13 protein-coding genes are annotated in these 16308 nt (G+C 41.3%); 8 read left to right on the plus strand and 5 right to left on the minus strand.

The features are described 5' to 3' along the window. Nucleotides 1-86: 86 nt before the first annotated feature. The 5 genes from OQ289_RS06685 to OQ289_RS06705 all read right to left on the minus strand — a co-directional run bounded on the left by OQ289_RS06685 (nucleotide 87) and on the right by OQ289_RS06705 (nucleotide 9174). Nucleotides 87-2387 carry an alpha-L-rhamnosidase-related protein gene (locus OQ289_RS06685; protein ID WP_270089958.1) on the minus strand — a complete coding sequence of 767 codons (2301 nt, stop codon included), beginning with the start codon at nucleotides 2385-2387 and terminating at the stop codon, nucleotides 87-89. Nucleotides 2388-2422: 35 nt separating this feature from the next. Further along, a complete protein-coding gene (locus OQ289_RS06690) occupies nucleotides 2423-4147 on the minus strand; it encodes a RagB/SusD family nutrient uptake outer membrane protein (protein WP_270089959.1) in 1725 nt (574 codons plus the stop codon). Between the two features lie 19 nt (nucleotides 4148-4166). Next, the gene (locus tag OQ289_RS06695; protein WP_270089960.1) at nucleotides 4167-7328 is read right to left on the minus strand and encodes a SusC/RagA family TonB-linked outer membrane protein; all 3162 of its coding nucleotides are present in this window, start codon (nucleotides 7326-7328) and stop codon (nucleotides 4167-4169) included. A 188-nt stretch (nucleotides 7329-7516) separates the two neighbouring features. After that, entirely contained in the window at nucleotides 7517-8359 is an 843-nt protein-coding gene (locus tag OQ289_RS06700) for a hypothetical protein (protein ID WP_033565120.1), read from the minus strand. Continuing rightward, nucleotides 8359-9174 carry a phytanoyl-CoA dioxygenase family protein gene (locus OQ289_RS06705; RefSeq protein ID WP_033565119.1) on the minus strand — a complete coding sequence of 272 codons (816 nt, stop codon included), beginning with the start codon at nucleotides 9172-9174 and terminating at the stop codon, nucleotides 8359-8361. Before OQ289_RS06705 ends, OQ289_RS06700 begins: the two co-directional genes overlap by 1 nt. A gap of 183 nt (nucleotides 9175-9357) precedes the next feature. Here OQ289_RS06705 and OQ289_RS06710 point away from each other — a divergent pair, with 183 nt between their 5' ends. The 8 genes from OQ289_RS06710 to OQ289_RS06745 all read left to right on the plus strand — a co-directional run bounded on the left by OQ289_RS06710 (nucleotide 9358) and on the right by OQ289_RS06745 (nucleotide 16296). Then, the gene (locus OQ289_RS06710) at nucleotides 9358-10224 is read left to right on the plus strand and encodes a helix-turn-helix transcriptional regulator (protein ID WP_033565348.1); all 867 of its coding nucleotides are present in this window, start codon (nucleotides 9358-9360) and stop codon (nucleotides 10222-10224) included. Between the two features lie 314 nt (nucleotides 10225-10538). Next, entirely contained in the window at nucleotides 10539-11471 is a 933-nt protein-coding gene (locus OQ289_RS06715) for an alpha/beta hydrolase (RefSeq protein ID WP_270089961.1), read from the plus strand. Between the two features lie 315 nt (nucleotides 11472-11786). After that, a complete protein-coding gene (locus OQ289_RS06720) occupies nucleotides 11787-12137 on the plus strand; it encodes a DoxX family protein (protein WP_033565118.1) in 351 nt (116 codons plus the stop codon). 1 nt (nucleotide 12138) lies between these two features. Further along, on the plus strand, nucleotides 12139-13155 hold the full coding sequence (locus OQ289_RS06725) for a bestrophin family protein (protein WP_270089962.1): 1017 nt from the start codon (nucleotides 12139-12141) through the stop codon (nucleotides 13153-13155). A gap of 113 nt (nucleotides 13156-13268) precedes the next feature. Further along, nucleotides 13269-13694: a hypothetical protein gene (locus OQ289_RS06730; RefSeq protein ID WP_270089963.1), complete on the plus strand. Its 426-nt coding sequence runs from the start codon at nucleotides 13269-13271 to the stop codon at nucleotides 13692-13694. 203 nt (nucleotides 13695-13897) lie between these two features. Further along, the gene (locus OQ289_RS06735) at nucleotides 13898-14434 is read left to right on the plus strand and encodes an RNA polymerase sigma-70 factor (protein WP_270089964.1); all 537 of its coding nucleotides are present in this window, start codon (nucleotides 13898-13900) and stop codon (nucleotides 14432-14434) included. Nucleotides 14435-14485: 51 nt separating this feature from the next. Then, nucleotides 14486-15088: a hypothetical protein gene (locus tag OQ289_RS06740; RefSeq protein WP_033565115.1), complete on the plus strand. Its 603-nt coding sequence runs from the start codon at nucleotides 14486-14488 to the stop codon at nucleotides 15086-15088. 104 nt (nucleotides 15089-15192) lie between these two features. Continuing rightward, a complete protein-coding gene (locus tag OQ289_RS06745) occupies nucleotides 15193-16296 on the plus strand; it encodes a hypothetical protein (RefSeq protein WP_270089965.1) in 1104 nt (367 codons plus the stop codon). Nucleotides 16297-16308 lie beyond the last annotated feature (12 nt).

The following is a 16308-nucleotide window of genomic DNA, read 5'->3' on the forward strand; positions in this document are numbered from 1 at the left end:
TGGCTTAATTTAAAACATGCTCGACTACATTATTGAGATAGTTGTGGGAAAGCAAATCGAATAGTGGGGACAACGTCCCCACTATTTTATTGAAATGTTTGATTGGTTACACCCAATGCAAATTCGTGTTTTCCAGCCCCGATGTCTTTCACCAAAATATAATTTCCGGTTCGCATTGCCCCTTTTACTAATTTTCCATTCTGCAAAAGTGTGAAATCTTTCACATGTTCAGGAATGGGAATATAGACATCGGCCTCGATATTTGCTGGCAAAGATACCATCAGTTTGAAATCGATAGGTTGACTGTCAAACCCAACTTCGATAGCTCCACTGATAGTTGGTATTTTTGCCTTAGCCCAAGTTAGCCCTGATGGCTGGGGCTTAATACTTACCCTTCTGAAACCAGCTGAAGTCGGAGTAATCCCTATCAATTTCCGAGGGAGTATATGGGCTGGAGATGAGCTCCAGGCGTGGCTCCAACCATTATTTTTTTTGTACTTATTGTCCCAAGCCTCCGTGGTCATAGTAGCTCCTACAAGGAGCATGTTATACCAACTTCGATCACTTTTTGACGTCAAAAGTGACAGTGCGTATTCTCCTTCTTCTGCATCAAAAAGCCCCTCTAATAAATAGTTGGCACTGTAAACACCACAGGCCATACCTTTTGACTTGATATAGTTCAGCACCCGATTTCGTTCCTTCTTTGGGACCAAACCAAATACCAAAGGATACAGATTTGCATGAATCGATGCATGGTCTGTTCCCATCCCGTCTGTATAGACACCTCTTTCACTATCGAAGAATTGGCGTTGGAAGATGGTATATAGCCTTGTGTGTGTTTTTTGAAATTGTTCAGCCTCTTGCTGCTTTCCAGTAATACGTGCCATATGTTCCATTAATCTCAATGTGTGGTAGTGGAAGGCATTTACTACTGTATTATAATCGGTAAAGACATAATTATCTGTTTCGCCACCTTGGGGAAGAGCGTCTGAGCTATGGGACCAATCTACAATATCCTGTAATGTCTTCCCATTAAAAAAAATGGATTTTTTAAATTCATCGGTTATTAAACCCGTGGTTGTCGAAATTAGTCCATTGGGCATGGTCAGAGCATCCATCAATTTAGGTCGAATATCATCATAATTTTTTAGGATTACGCTCGTATCTCCAGTATGCAAGAAATCCATCCATACCATCATGATTGAATGAGATATCCACTCCGTGGGCCAGGTCGCGTGGTAAATCATATTTTCCAAGCTATACCGAGCTGTTGCAAATTCACGGTCGACTGCATAATGTCCCAGTTGGTGAATATAAGCGTCCGCCTCATACATCATCCGTTCACGTTGGCTCGCAGCGTAATCACCATTAAAAGTATTCGCGATAATGGAATAGCGGCATAGGTCATAAACCTTGTTCAACAACGTGTCGCTGCTCACAAAATAGGATGCGCATTCATCAAATGGCACATGAAGACTCAATTGCTCGGCAGAGACTAGTGAAACATCTAAATCAGAACCCACTACTTCTAGGAACTGAAAGGGGATTACTTCCATCATGTGTATAGGCATCACTTGACTATGTGGATAACGAGCCTTAAAACGTGGGATGTCTAAATAGTAGGTGTGCATACCCGCCTTTATGGGTAACGTGTACTCTTGGTATATCACACCGCCGCCCGGATTAGAATCGATGGAATCGCCGACATTTTTCTCGCCAATACGAATATATAGCGTCGTGTCTTTGCGTTCACTTGGAGCTGTCTTCCAATTCAAGGTAAGTGCCACATTGGCGAATCCGGCCCGCTCAAATGCGACAAACCAAGTACCATTTGACTTACGACTCAGACGTACCGGATACGCGGGATGATATTGGATAGGAGGGCGGTCTTCAAATGTCCACATTCCTTGGTCTTGCATTGTATCCAATCGTACCCAGCGACTTTCGCCCGGCCATTGTTTGCTTCGTGCGGCATCACCTATATTGAATTGCTGGATTTTACTGTATTCAGAAGGTTCGCCACCTTCATTCCAGACACGGACCTTCCAATAATATGTCGTATATGGCTGCAGTGTTTTTCCGGCGTAGGGAATATGCAACGCATTTCTGCCTTTGGTTTTCCCACTGTCCCACACATCTGGGGAGCTCCCTTCCAGTGCGGCCATAGATGATGCCACCAAAAGTTGGTAGGCTGTTTGATGGTCGTGGCTACCAGTTGTAGGTACAATCCAACTAAATGTAGGGACCAGTGTTGTAATGACAGATATTTCGGGTTTTGTCAGCAAGTTGGTCATTAGTCCTGTAGGTGTTACAATTGTGTCGAGAGGAGCAGCTTTAGCCATACCTACTATCATCCACACCAAGCAAAATGTTAATAACTTTCTCATCAATTTAGTTTTTAGCCTACACAATATATCATCAATTATCTATTTTGCCAACCTTCATTTTGCGGAAGTGGTACATCCTTGTTCGTATCAATGACGGTGTTGGGAATTGGCCATAGGTTGTAGTCAAATGTTAAGGTTGCTTTCGCTTCTGGCCAAAATGCATGTTTACGAATCCGATTGACTGCGATGGTACCTCCCATGCGCAGCAGGGTGTTCCAACGGCTTTCTTCGTACAGTAGCTCTCTCGCGCGCTCGTCCAAAATCAAGTTGAACTGATCGTCGACATCGGCTGCAGTCACCAAATAGGTACATTTTGCTCGTTCGCGTAGCAGGTTGATATCCGTAGCGGCGCCAGCTTTATCTCCCAATCGTTGTTTAGCCTCTGCTCGCAGTAGGATAGTCTCCGACAAACGGATGAAGTAATCGTCTCGAAACAAGTTGCTTTTATTCTCGCCATCTGCTAATCCAGTGTAACGATCGGTAGCAATTTTACAAGAAATGGGGTAGCATAAACTTTGATTCGCCATATTTGTGTTGGCATCATTGCTACCATTATACATGAGTTCCCAAGGCACGGGTTTCCCAAAATATGGGGATGTGGACACATTTCCGATGATATTTCGACGGAATACGATATCTGAATTTCGCAGGTCATTTCCCCATTGGCCTACATAGATTTCGTCACGTGCATACATGGTCGGTACAATCTGGGCGATACCCCTGCCCCCCACATCCTCATTCGTTCCTGTAAGGTGAGCGGGGACAGCATCCCGGAATACGGGGCCATATGTACGGGAATAGGGTAGCTTAGATTTGCTATCTTCTGCACGGTAAGCCATATAGTCGATCTGTAAAGCCCAAATTGATTCTGTATTCCCATTTTGATAATTGACATTTTCTTCCTGGAACAGGTCCCAATAGACGTTTCCTTGGGTTTCCTCTTTACGTGAACCGAATCGGGATTTCATTAAAAAGAATGTTCCACCGTTGATGATTTTGTCGGCGTTTGCTAGTGATTGAGTAAAGGCTGACTGCGCGGCCGTCACATTCCCATCGGCTGCTAGCTGTGTGCCCATTGCGAGGTATGCCCTAGATAGCATGTGTTGAGCCGCACCACGAACCAACCGACCACCACTAGCTGTTGTTAACGGAAGTCCGTTTTCCACAGCCAACAACTCGTCTATAGCAAATTGATAGGTTTCAACCCGTGTGGTGCGCGAAAAATCATACTTTGGTGCGGTCGTGATTTCCGTCACAAGAGGTACCCCCCCAAAGAGTTCGGCTAGATTTAGATAGGCAAATGCCCTAAAGAATCGAGCCTGAGCCACGGTGTAAGCTTTCTCTTCAGCGCTGGACCAGGAGATGTGGGACAAATCAGCAGCATAGATTGCTAAGTTTGCCTTGGCAATGATTTCATACCATGCACTATATATCTCATAAAACGCGGTATTATCCGGATTGATATTGCCATAGTTGTTGAAGGAAGCTCCTCGACGAATACTGGCCACGTCGAACATGTCCGTTCCGTTGCCACGAAGTACAAAAATCCAAGCTTGCTCAGTGGGGTTGGCCCACAAATCACGAAGCTGTGAATAAATGGCGACTAGTGTTTGGTCGATTTGGGCTGATGTGCTGAACGCGTTGTCAACCGTGTAGAAGGTCGGCGGTACTTCCGTCAAAAAATCCTTGTCCTTACACCCCACTATACCCCATGTTAGGCTTATGATTGTGATGACACTGTATTGATAAATCCTTTTCATATCTCTGTAGTGATAACGATTAAAAACTTAAGTTAATACCCAATGAATATGTTGAAGCAACAGGTAGACGCAATGCTGATTCTGTCTCCCGGAGTCGGGTTCCCGTTTCAGGATCGCCGCCAAACCAGTTTGTGAATGTGGCCAGATTCTTGGCTGTTGCAAATACCTTTAGCGAACTGATATGCGCAGCGGACAACCACGGCTGTTTGAATGTATAAGATAATGATATATCTTGTATACGTACGAACCCACGATGTTGAAGTCCAAGAAAGCGCCCGTCCCCTGCAAACAATGCCGAGGGGTATTCATTGCTTCTATTTTCAGAAGTCCAATACGGAATATCAGGCAAATTATCGTTGAATCTTCCAGTTCCATTGACTAGGTAAGCCGGTAGATTGGACTTAAGGTACATATTATTGCCACCGAATGTACCTGTCACCATTATGTAGAAGCCAAAATTCTTATACGAGAGGTTATTGCTGAAATTCAAACGAAAATTCTCTTTGTCAACGCCCAATACTTTTCGGTCGGCTGCGGTGATACCGGGCTGTCCGTCTAAGTCCCGGTATTTTGGTGCTCCCGGCTTAGCGCCCGTCAATGCTATGTATTCGGTGTCATCTTCCTGTACGATACCGATTTGTTCATAACCATAGATGGCGCCCAATGATTCGCCGATGAACAAACCATTGGCAATGTCATCATCTTCCCGTCCATCGCCATCTAAGTCATCTCCATAGAGAGAAACCAACTTATTGAAGTTTTTCCAGAAAGTGAATGTTGTACTCCACATGAGGTCTGTTTTCTTTATATTTACTGTCCGCAGGGTCGCTTCTATCCCCGTGTTATTGACCTGTCCCATCGACGTTAGCATTCTTTTGAATCCAGTCATCACTGGAATATTACGGTTAAATATTTGGTCGGTGGTTTTAGAAAAATAGAGGTCCAGATCAGCAAAAACACGATTACCGAGCCATGCCGATTCAAATCCCGCGTTCCAAGAAGACGTAGTCTCCCAACCCAGTGATGTATTGCCGAGTGTACCTTGGTATAGTCCATAGTAAATTCGCCCCGGTGTATTCGAAAATTCATACCGTGCTCCGCCACTGGCTGCATTTGCTACTGTTGATAATGTCCCATAGGGAGCAACACCTTGATTCCCATTTTGACCCCATGACACTTTCAACTTTAAATCATCCAAAGCTTGGATTGGCTTCATAAATGTTTCGTTGCTAATTCGCCAAGAAAATCCAGCTCCAAAGAAATTGGCCCATTTGTTATCAGTCCCAAAAACGGAAGCACCATCGCGACGATATGATCCCGTAAAATAATAGGTATCGTTTAAGGAATAGTTGACCCGACCTAAGTATCCAACATTCGAACGTTCATAATTACGCGTCTCTAGATTATCGGCATCTGTTCCATCATAATCGATCCGTTGTACGGTTGCTTTGTGTAGTCCTTGCAGACCAAGTGTGGTATTGCCATTTGCGGCAAAATCTCGTCCGGTCATGACATTGCGTTGATATTTTATATGGTCGCGCGTAGCTACCAAAGTGACATCGAGAGAGTGACGGTCAAATTTTCGATTGAAGTTGAGGATATTATCCCATACGTAGCTATTCCCTTTACGCTTCTCGATACTCCCATTAGCATTCGTTAACAATGCTTGAAGAGTCGCAGGCGAATACCGGTCAGGAGATTCTCCTTCCTGCACATAGTAATCCTCGTAGAAAAAATTTCCGAAATGTGTCTCATCCTGATTAATCAGATAGTTTATGCGATAACTCAATCCCTCTACCCAAGGGGCTTTTACCACAGCGTAGGTATTCAATCGGTAATTGTATAAAAAATCCTCATTATCTCGTGTACCGTCATTTACGCCCCAAAGTGGGTTTACCCCCGATTGCGTATAGGGGTATTTCTCTAGGTTGCCTTGGTCGTCGCGGTACATCACACCATAGGGAGACATGGTTTGCGCCTCGTTTATGTTTGCCGCTATCCCTGAATAATCTCGTTTGGAATAGCCAGCATCAACCCCAACTTCCAGCCACTTAGTAACATCCATATTGATTTTACCCAAGAGTGCTATACGGCTAAATTGATCCCCCACAATGATACTCTTATTATCGTCATACGAAGTAGATAAGTAATAGTTAATGTTCTCTGTGGCACCTGATATAGCAGCTTGGTAATTTTGCATTACCCCAGTACGGGATACTTCGTCTAGCCACACCGTCTCACGCCCTGTATCCCGATTAGACAATTCACCCTTCTTCAGCCAGTTGATGGTGCCAGGAGTGTACTGATTTCGAGCATTGACCATCTCGATCCATTCCTCACCTTTTAACATTACTGGTCGTTTTTGCCATTCCTGAAAGCCCACCGAAGAATTAAAACTTATCATCGGTTTGCCACTGCGACCACGCTTGGTACTAATAGCGATCACGCCGTTGGCCGATCGTGAGCCATATGCTGCTGCCGATGTTGCATCCTTGAGTACATCGATGGTGGCGATATCATTTGGATTGATGTCACTCAGACTACCCATAAAAATTACGCCGTCCAATACAATCAAGGGAGTATTCGTTCCATTAATCGAATTTTGTCCACGTATTTCCATTCCTGGTTCTCCACCGGCTGAGTTTGTCGAGCCGATATTCAATCCACTGATGCTGCCTTTTACAGATTCCAATACGTTTAGATTTGGGGCCAAGGCAACGGGCGAATTTTCGAGATTTAGCGATCCTACTGAACCAGTAAAATCTTTCCGTTTCGTTGTGCCGTAGCCTACCACCACCACCTCATCCAGATTGGAAGATTCCGATTGAAGTATTACGTCGATAGTGCGCTGATTTCCTATAGTAGTTTCTTGAGATAAGTAACCTATAGCGGTGAATATTAATACTTCTCCTGCTGATGCTTGTATCTTAAATTCTCCCTTGGCATCGGAGGCAGCGCCACGCGACGTTCCGCGTACGAGTACGGAGACACCTTCGATAGGCTTCCCCATTTCATCTCGCACAAAGCCAGTAACAGGCTCCTGACTCGTTGTAATCGGTAATGCTGTTGCCATCAGGGTGAATGTCGGGGCGCATAACATCAACATTGTCATCATGCCCATACAAAGCAATGGATGAATACCCTGTTTCTTAGAACAGATTGTCGTAAATACTTTATTCATAAAAAAATCTTGATTAGGGTTATAAATGGTCTCTATCGCCCTCCGTAGAGGTCAAGACGTTTAATGCACATGGCGGTTGTATGAGATAAGTTTTAATCTCTTTATTCGAAATCCTCCTTTCAGTTTCGTATGGTTTACATGTCAATTATTCTTAATACAGACCATTCTTGTAGAATCGATTCTTTGTATTATTCGAGATAAGCCTTATAACGCTCTTCTAACATCTGTCGCATCCAACAATTGATTTCCCATTGACCGGCAATGGGTTGCTGAGTGAAAGGCTGGTATTGCATATAAGGGTAGGGCCCGAATTCAGGCGTAATGGTAGTACGATTTGTCCCGATTGTCTTTAAATAGGTTATCCACTGATCCCACCAGGCAAGATGGTGCTGCAGAGCCTGATGGTTTTCGGGGGCACGTGGATCCGTAACCTGTGGTCCCTCTAAAAATCCCACACGTGCATGTAGATGTCGACCATGCTTGATTGCTAAATCGATAGCTTCCACCTGATCCTCGAGATAACTCTCAGAAACACAGACCCAATGTGAAAAATCAAGAGCTAGCTCAAGAGATGGGAATTCCGTTAAATAGTCTTTAACTACATGTGCTGCAAATGACCATTTGTTGCGATGCGTTTCTTGGACAATCTTAATCGAGGATTCTTCACTAATCCGGTCACAGATAGCAAAGCATATTTCCATCTGTGATCGACTGTAATATTCTCTTCCAGTTTGCGAAACAATAAACTCTGGTTTCGAATATCCATCTTGATACTCCAGTAACGTATATAGGTTGCGTTCAAGTGCATATATATATCGATTGAAATCTTTTCCTTCTTGGAGTTCGGCATGGAGTAGGATGTAAGAAAGACCCGAATCACCGAATGTGGTGACCATATCTATGTTGTTCGGCTTATCGCCCAATGGAAAAACCTCTACACCGGCAAAGCCTTCCTGCTTCACTTTTTTGGTGAATTGGCACCATGGGATGTGTTCGGCACCCCAGCGTGGGCAATAGAAATCGATTTGCATTATCGTTTATAGATAAGTGGATTTTGCACATCATTATCCAACACGTCTCCTAGCTGAATGGTTTTCAGGTATTCATGAGGCAAGATGTTGGGAATCCCGTTGTAGATGTTTCCATCTGGCATATAGGCACATGTCATCGCACGACGAAATCCTGGCGTCATATTGGCATGGGCTCCATGGATAGTCAATCCGTTGTGGAACGAACAGCTACCAGCTTTCATGATGGCAGCATATGGTTTCGTCCGTCTAAATTCTGGATAGACCTCGAAAATACCCCCCATGTTTTTCCCGATTCCGGAATTTTCGAATGTTGTTGTTTTGTGCGATCCTGGGATAAAGAATAAACATCCGTTTTCTAAAGTGGCGTCGTCCAATGCAATCCAAATAGATAACGCTCGTCTATCCGAAAATGACCAAAATGGAGTGTCTAGATGCCAAGATGTAGGATTAGCCCAAGGACGTTTGATGAGCGCTTGATCATGCCAAATACGGATACCATCTACACCCGCGAGGTCTGCCGCCATCTTGCCGATGCGTTCATCAACCATCAAGTTCTTCATATCTCTGTTCGTTTGCCAAAGGTTCAAGAGTTGATCGAATACATTGTTGAAATATGCAGCATCTGTATTAATGCCATCATCATCGCCAAGACGAACGTCTTTTCCTGGCATTTTTTGACCGTTACGTTCCTCTATAGCTTTGGTGACTACGCTGCGCCAGTGTTCCAGTTCTTCCGTATTCAAAAAATCCTCTACAACTAGGTAGCCGTTGTTGCGGTAAAAATCAATTTGATTTTCGCTCAAGTTGGTGTTCATAATGCACTTATAATTGGTAAATCAGTATTACAAATATCGTCTTATACCTGATAGATAAAATGACTGATTCTGATGTTTTTTTTGCACTTTTTGATATTTTTAAATATTTCAATGTGTAGATTTTATCTTGATAAATCCTATTGGATTTGGTATGTTTGATATGCTGACTCATACATGCTCATTATGACCAATTACCACAAATACCTGCATATACGCGATATTGATCGTGATTTGGGTTTTTATGTGACCACGGTAGGGTATAGTAAAATTGACAAGTATACCCACTATCCAGATGTTGACCAACATCCTGCAGACCATGTCTTTTCTTGGAATAACGGTCGTATCCTTGATGGATATTACATCGTCTTTATCACGGCTGGGCGTGGGGTATTTGAATCCGCTAATACTTCGCCTCAAGTCATGGAACCCGGTATGTGTTTTCTTTTATTTCCAGGTATTTGGCACCGGTATAAACCTGATCCTGCATTTGGATGGGAAGAATATTGGGTGGGCTTTAATGGCAATTATCCCCAACATATCATGAGTCGCCTTTTCAATCCTGAGTCCCCATTCATTAAGACGGGGCTGAGTAAAGATGTCATGGGGGCGTTGACCCAGTTATTGGGAGCAGTTTCTCAGGCCCAAATCGGTTATCAACAAGTCATTTCAGGCACCACACTACAGATTATTGGATTACTTAATCGAATCAATCTAACCGAAAAGACAGATAGTGATCCCGAAACCATTTGGGTATCCAAAGCCATATTCAAGTTTCAGAACGAATTAGCGAATCCAATCAACATGGAAGATTTGGTTGCGGAATTCCCCATTAGTTATTCGAAATTCCGAAAATCTTTTAAACGGCTCACGGGTAAATCTCCAAATCAATATCACCTTGATCTTCGTCTTGACAAAGCGCAAGAACTGTTAAGGACCACGCGACTCTCAATCACTGAAGTGGGGTATCAAACAGGTTTTGATTCTCCATTCTATTTTTCGAGGCTTTTCAAAAAGAAGTTTGGGCTTTCTCCAAAGAATCTGCGCGGATGATAGTCGTGTAGCTTTCATTATTTAATTTAGAAAAACTACTAATTTTCATGCGTTGGCAGAAAATACGGGTTGTAGTAACCTCAATACCTTCATTGGGAAGACTCGTCACAGTTTTAATTATTAAAGACAGTATGATATTATTTTCACGACCGGTAAGAGCAGGATGGGTTGTATTTCTTGGTAGAACGTCATTTTATTTCGATACATTTGGTAAACGATAATTGCACTGGATGGTTTTTCCAATTCAGTTGACATGTGGGATTTTCATATGATAAGGTACCTTTACCTTTTTTAATTCGAAATAATAAAACCTAATGATGAGGAAAATAACCGTATTGCTTTTTACAGTACTTACCAATTTAGTATGTCTGGCTCAACAAGGTGAAGAAGTGGAGCTGTATGTCCATATTCCCGGACAAAAAATATCACAAACCTATAAAGAGAAAACAGAGACCGTTGTAGACGTACATCCGTTTCTATGGACAACAAAAGTTTCAAAACCCACACTTAATTATTTCCAACCCGCTGCCTCCGCTAAGACCGATGTTGCTGTAATCATATGTCCAGGCGGTGGGTATGGAGGATTAGCCGTTAGCCATGAGGGCTATGATGTGGCAGCTGAATTTGCGAAAAAGGGTATTTCTGCATTTGTATTAAAGTATCGTTTGCCTAATGAGGAGATCATGGAGGACAAGAAAATCGGTCCCTTGCAGGATGCGCAGCGCGCTATACAATATGTTCGGGAGAACGCGTTGAAATATGGGATAAATCCAAACAAAATTGGTATCATGGGATTCTCCGCTGGGGGACATCTTGCTTCCACAGCCTCTACACACTTTACACGACATACCATTCCAAATAAAAATAACACAAGTCTTCGCCCTGATTTTTCCATTTTGATGTATCCTGTGATTACTTTTGGCGAGTTTACGCATATAGGTTCCCGAAATAATCTGATTGGACAGGAAGCTACTCCCGAATTAATTGATTTATATTCAAATGAAAAGCAGGTCACTGCCCAAACACCCATTACATTTCTCGTTCATTCCAATGATGATAAGGTGGTGCCGGTCGAAAATGCCTTTGGCTATATGAGAGCTTTAAATAAATTCGGAGTAAAGAATGAGGCTCATATCTACGCCACAGGCGGGCATGGGTATGGGTTAGATAGTAGCAGAATAAACGATGTGTGGTTTGATCGATTACTCAATTGGATGAAGGGTAGCGGCCTATTTTCCAGTAACTAGACGCTTGTTTTGAATCGAGTGAACATCTCACGAGGTGGATTTTCGGACGTAAGATAGATTTATCAGCGATGTCCTGGTCTACCCAAGATGTAATAAGAATAGCTAGTACTGCGCTCACGTATGTTGACGTAGATAATAGGTATTCACTATATATCCATTAGTATCCTCTAAGACGTTTTCTTAGATTCCGAAAAGTTCACCATACTAATATCGGATTATCTTGTCAAATTCGAATCATCAAATATAAAGAGATTATGATATTTTTTGCAAACAGATGATAGCATATGTCTGTTTCATATTTAAAATCTAAAAATTATGATAGTAAAAATCATCAATTCGATCCTGATTCTCTTTGCCGTTTTTATGGGGACAAAGCATGGCTGGAATATGTTAACCGCTAAACCCGAAATGCTAGAAATGTTCGGAAAATGGAATTTTAGTAAAAATGCTGTAATCTTTAATGGTGTTGTGACCTTATTGGCCTCTCTCCTGATTTTATTCCCTAAGACATTTGTTTGGGGAAATTTACTCATGGCCATCGGGATATTGATGATTATGTGTTTACAACTCCTACATAGAGATTTAAAGGGGGCGGCAATAGAGGTTCCCTTTCTATTGCTAAATCTGGTTATTGTTTATTTGCAACATCCGTTGAAAAACCCTTAGCATGAATACGGCAAGTCATTATAAAATACAGCATTTCATTCCATGGACACGGAAGAAGATTTATACGATGCTTTTACTAAGTATTGTACCTACGGCATTGGTTTATTTTTTGGGTTGGAACTGGTTAGCTATTCCTTGGGTTCCCGTCGCTTTGATAGGTACAGCTGCTGCTTTCATTTCGGGGTTTAAGAATACACAGACCTATAATCGGACTTGGGAAGCAAGGCAGATTTATGGGGCAATTATTAACAGCAGTCGTGCCTTTGGAGTAATGGTACGAGATTTTGTGCGGGTAGACGATTCTGCAATCGCCGCAGCATTGCATAGCGAGATTATTTATCGACATTTTGCATGGCTCACAGCCCTACGTTTCCAATTGCGGGAAGTTAAAAGTTGGGAGAATGTCAAAACCAAAAGTTACAACCGTGAGTATCTAAAGTACTACCAGGTCCCAGAATGGGAAAGCGATCTAGAGCGTGAGTTAATGCCCTTTCTGTCCAACGATGAGAGACAGGAAATTCTTTCCACCAAAAACAGAGCCACCCAGCTATTAGCACGTCAATCTTTGCAGTTTAAGGAACTCAATATCCAAGGAATCATCGCGGACTTCAATTATATAACATTAGAAAACCAATTGAAAGATTTGTATGATCAACAAGGTAAGTGCGAACGTATCAAAAACTTCCCCTATCCCAGGCAGTTTTCGAGTATCAATCTCTATTTTACTAGCCTGCTTTGCTTTCTGATACCCTTTGGGTTTATTGGGGAGCTGTCCAAACATACTGAAACATTTGGTGAATGGTTTATTTGGATGAGTGTTCCGTTGAGTGTGTTGGTCGGTTGGGTATTTTTGGTATTGGAGCAAATAGGCGAAAGTACCCAAAATCCTTTTGAGGGTAATGCTAACGACATTCCAATAACCCAAATAAGCCGTAATATCGAAATTGATTTAAGGGAAATGCTGGGTGAGAAAGATTTACCACCTGCTATTCAACCTCAAAATAATATTTTAATGTAGCTATGAACAAATAATATCTTCCCAGTATCACCAGAAAGGATACGAGCTTTAGGAAAGTAGAATGTTAAATTTAATGCAACACTATGATAAGGGCCAATAAGCCAATGCTAATCATGATACTTTTGATTACATTCGGCACAACACAGAACATCGTGGCGCAAAAGCTAATCAACAACCGATCTGGAGTCAATAATCTAAAAACAGAAAGCAAAATGGATTTATCGAAAATATCAAACCTAAAGGTGAAAAAAGCCATTGAGGCACTACAATCGAACGACAAAAAAGCTTGGTATTCTTATTTCACCGACAATGCCCAGTTTTCTGACGATGGTCGGGAAATGAACTTTAAATCGTTCTTTGACAATGCTTTCGATAAGAAGGAGAAATTCCTGGACATTCGGAAAGTGGAAAACGAAGGCAAGGATATCTACGGAGATTTTTACGCGGGACAATGGGGGACTTTCTTAGTTTATTTTAGATTTCATCAAGACCATGATGGAAGGTTTAATCGGTTAGAGATCGGTCAAACCTCGGATTAGTGTGAAAACAAATAGTCCTATATAGAAATAAGGAACAGGTATTGGCTTAAACAGGCTATTTAACTGTAGCTTAAATATGCTATTTTGTGAAAGTTAAATCTTAATCCGTCTTCTTCTCTTTTAAGGTTTCTGATTTTTTAACGTTTGTCCATTCATTGCCCACTATTTGTAATGAGTCTAAATATTGCTATATTTATGCGGTTTTGGAAAGTTCTCAACATATCATACAAATCGATAAAAAGCAATTTGAATTTCTCTTTCAATTATATTGGAAGCGCATGTATGCATTTGCTGTAAAAACCATACAGCATGAAGATGACGCAAAAGAGATTATTCAAGAAGTGTTCAAGTCATTGTGGGAAAGACGAGAAGAGTTGAAACTTCACGATGCAGAACGTTACTTACTCCGCTCGACCAAATTCAAATCATTAGAATACCTGAGGAATAAAGGAAACAAACAACGCCATCATGATGTGATTTTGCATCGTGTGCCCACTTATTATGAAGACCAGCAAATACACTACAAGGAGCTCCAAGACCGATTGAATGCTGTTGTCGAAACTTTGCCCAAGCAGTGTAAGCATGTTTTTAAAATGAGCAGAGAAGAAGGTTTAACAAACAAAGAAATTGCTAAAAATTTACTTATTACTGAGCGAGCAGTTGAATATCATATCCATAAAGCCTTGACAATCATTAAGTCGGGAGTGAACGAATTACACGATATAAATATTGCCAAATAAAATTAGGATTGCTATGTTTTTTGTATTTTTGAAATGACTCAACGTTATTTAATGAATATTAATCCAGAGATGCTCAATAGATATGCGTCAGAGCAATGCTCTGAGGAGGAAAAGCTATTGGTCAACAAATGGCTAGAAGACGATTCATGGGCAAGCTTGGATAATACCATCCCTGTCAAAGATGAGGTTGGCGATGAGATATGGAAAGATGTGAGTCAGGCTACCGTATTGGTTAAAGCAACAAAGTGGTGGAAATATCTATCTGTAGCCTCTGTGTTATTTTTAATTGGATTTTCTTTCTTCTATTTCAAATCCGAGAATCTAGATTCACTTACTTTTTCAAATAAATCGTTTGATACATCCAAGTTTTTCGCGGAAACTCACTACGATGTCATTTTAGGTGGTAATACGAATGCAAGTATTGATTTGATCAATAATAAACTGAGCTTTTCGGGAGATTTTATAATCAAACCGAAGCGCGATTTTAAACTATTGGACACCGATCACAATACGTTGAGTTTTAAAGCCGGACGAGAATACTTTGTTTCCGATTCCCCTGATTTTGGTAAAATTATCGTGTTTCAGAAAAGCGATTTGGCTTTCTTGCCATCTAGTATGCAAAATAAAATCATAGCCCAATTTCAAGATATTTAGCACATCGGATGAGGAAATTAATATTATTATATTGTATTTCGACTTTTCTTTTTTCTTGTAACCAAACCCCTGAAAAAAATATAGATCCAAATTTTGTTCTTTGTTTGTTCAATAAAGACGAGAGTCCCACTAGCTTCTTATTGGTTCAAAACTTGGACGAAGATGAAAGCCCTTCCGTGCAAATTCCGTTGTCTACCTCCCGAATCCGAGAAAGAGAGTACATCCAAAAAAAAGGTTTTTTCTATCGATTGTCCAGTCGAACAAATGTTTTTACCAAATATCAAGTTCGAGGCGCTGAACTGGTGCTGATAGACAGTTTACAATTAAGTAATCCTAATTTTGAAACTTTCTCTTGGAAAGATGATGCACATTTACTAGCTGTCAGTCGGGAAGAAATAGCAGATAAAAAAAGTCAAGCTCGAGTCTATCAAATCAACGTAAAAGAGATGAAGATCGTGAAGGAAGAAACGATTGTCCTACCTTTTGCAACCCAACAATATTGGGCCTTGCATGTTGGCCTTGTAGATTTAGATAAAGACGATTTATGGCTCGCTTATTCTTTTTTTAAATCAAAAGGAAAATATGGACATACAACGTCCGACACGACCTACTATGCAACAATAAATTACGGTAATTTTCAACTAAAAAGTATCCAGAAAGAAGTCCGTTCAACCTATCCCGGAGGTTTCAACATTATACAATCCTATAGTTTTAAAGACGAACAAGGGGATTATTATTTTATGACCAACCCTGGGATAGCTTTGGGAAATAATATCAAGCGACCTACAGCCATTTTTAGAAAGAAGAAAGACCAGCATCTCGTCGATGAAGATTACATGATTAATATTTCCGAATCAATAGGTAATCACGCCTATGGTATTTGGTATGCTGGTGATGGCAAAGCTGTTATTCGTAACGAACAACGCACATTATTTAAGGACTTTTCTGACTATCACTCAGTGTATCAGTTTGAATACAGGTTGGTAGATTTAAAGTCCGGCAAAATAGAGAAGATTCCTTTCCCATTAGATAAAGGTACGCAGAAAGAAAATGTATGGAGCGATAGACGCTATGTCTACGCAGCAATCGATGATTCGAATGATGAGCATCGAGTGTGGAAATACAATCTACAAACAAAGGAAGTCTCTAAAGGAATCAAACTACCCAATACCACAAATTATACTGTGCGCCTAGATTATTTAAAATAATTTCCATCCATA

This window comes from Sphingobacterium sp. SYP-B4668 (genome assembly GCF_027627455.1).
GTDB lineage: Bacteria > Bacteroidota > Bacteroidia > Sphingobacteriales > Sphingobacteriaceae > Sphingobacterium.

What these genes read in the sequence shown, in the direction of transcription:
- OQ289_RS06710 (WP_033565348.1), top strand. Translation starts at nt 9,358, where the DNA reads ATGACCAATTACCACAAATACCTGCATATACGCGATATTGATCGTGAT.
- OQ289_RS06730 (WP_270089963.1), top strand. Translation starts at nt 13,269, where the DNA reads ATGATACTTTTGATTACATTCGGCACAACACAGAACATCGTGGCGCAA.
- OQ289_RS06690 (WP_270089959.1), bottom strand. Translation starts at nt 4,147, where the DNA reads ATGAAAAGGATTTATCAATACAGTGTCATCACAATCATAAGCCTAACA.
- OQ289_RS06700 (WP_033565120.1), bottom strand. Translation starts at nt 8,359, where the DNA reads ATGCAAATCGATTTCTATTGCCCACGCTGGGGTGCCGAACACATCCCA.
- OQ289_RS06715 (WP_270089961.1), top strand. Translation starts at nt 10,539, where the DNA reads ATGATGAGGAAAATAACCGTATTGCTTTTTACAGTACTTACCAATTTA.
- OQ289_RS06725 (WP_270089962.1), top strand. Translation starts at nt 12,139, where the DNA reads ATGAATACGGCAAGTCATTATAAAATACAGCATTTCATTCCATGGACA.
- OQ289_RS06740 (WP_033565115.1), top strand. Translation starts at nt 14,486, where the DNA reads ATGAATATTAATCCAGAGATGCTCAATAGATATGCGTCAGAGCAATGC.
- OQ289_RS06685 (WP_270089958.1), bottom strand. Translation starts at nt 2,387, where the DNA reads ATGAGAAAGTTATTAACATTTTGCTTGGTGTGGATGATAGTAGGTATG.
- OQ289_RS06695 (WP_270089960.1), bottom strand. Translation starts at nt 7,328, where the DNA reads ATGAATAAAGTATTTACGACAATCTGTTCTAAGAAACAGGGTATTCAT.
- OQ289_RS06705 (WP_033565119.1), bottom strand. Translation starts at nt 9,174, where the DNA reads ATGAACACCAACTTGAGCGAAAATCAAATTGATTTTTACCGCAACAAC.
- OQ289_RS06720 (WP_033565118.1), top strand. Translation starts at nt 11,787, where the DNA reads ATGATAGTAAAAATCATCAATTCGATCCTGATTCTCTTTGCCGTTTTT.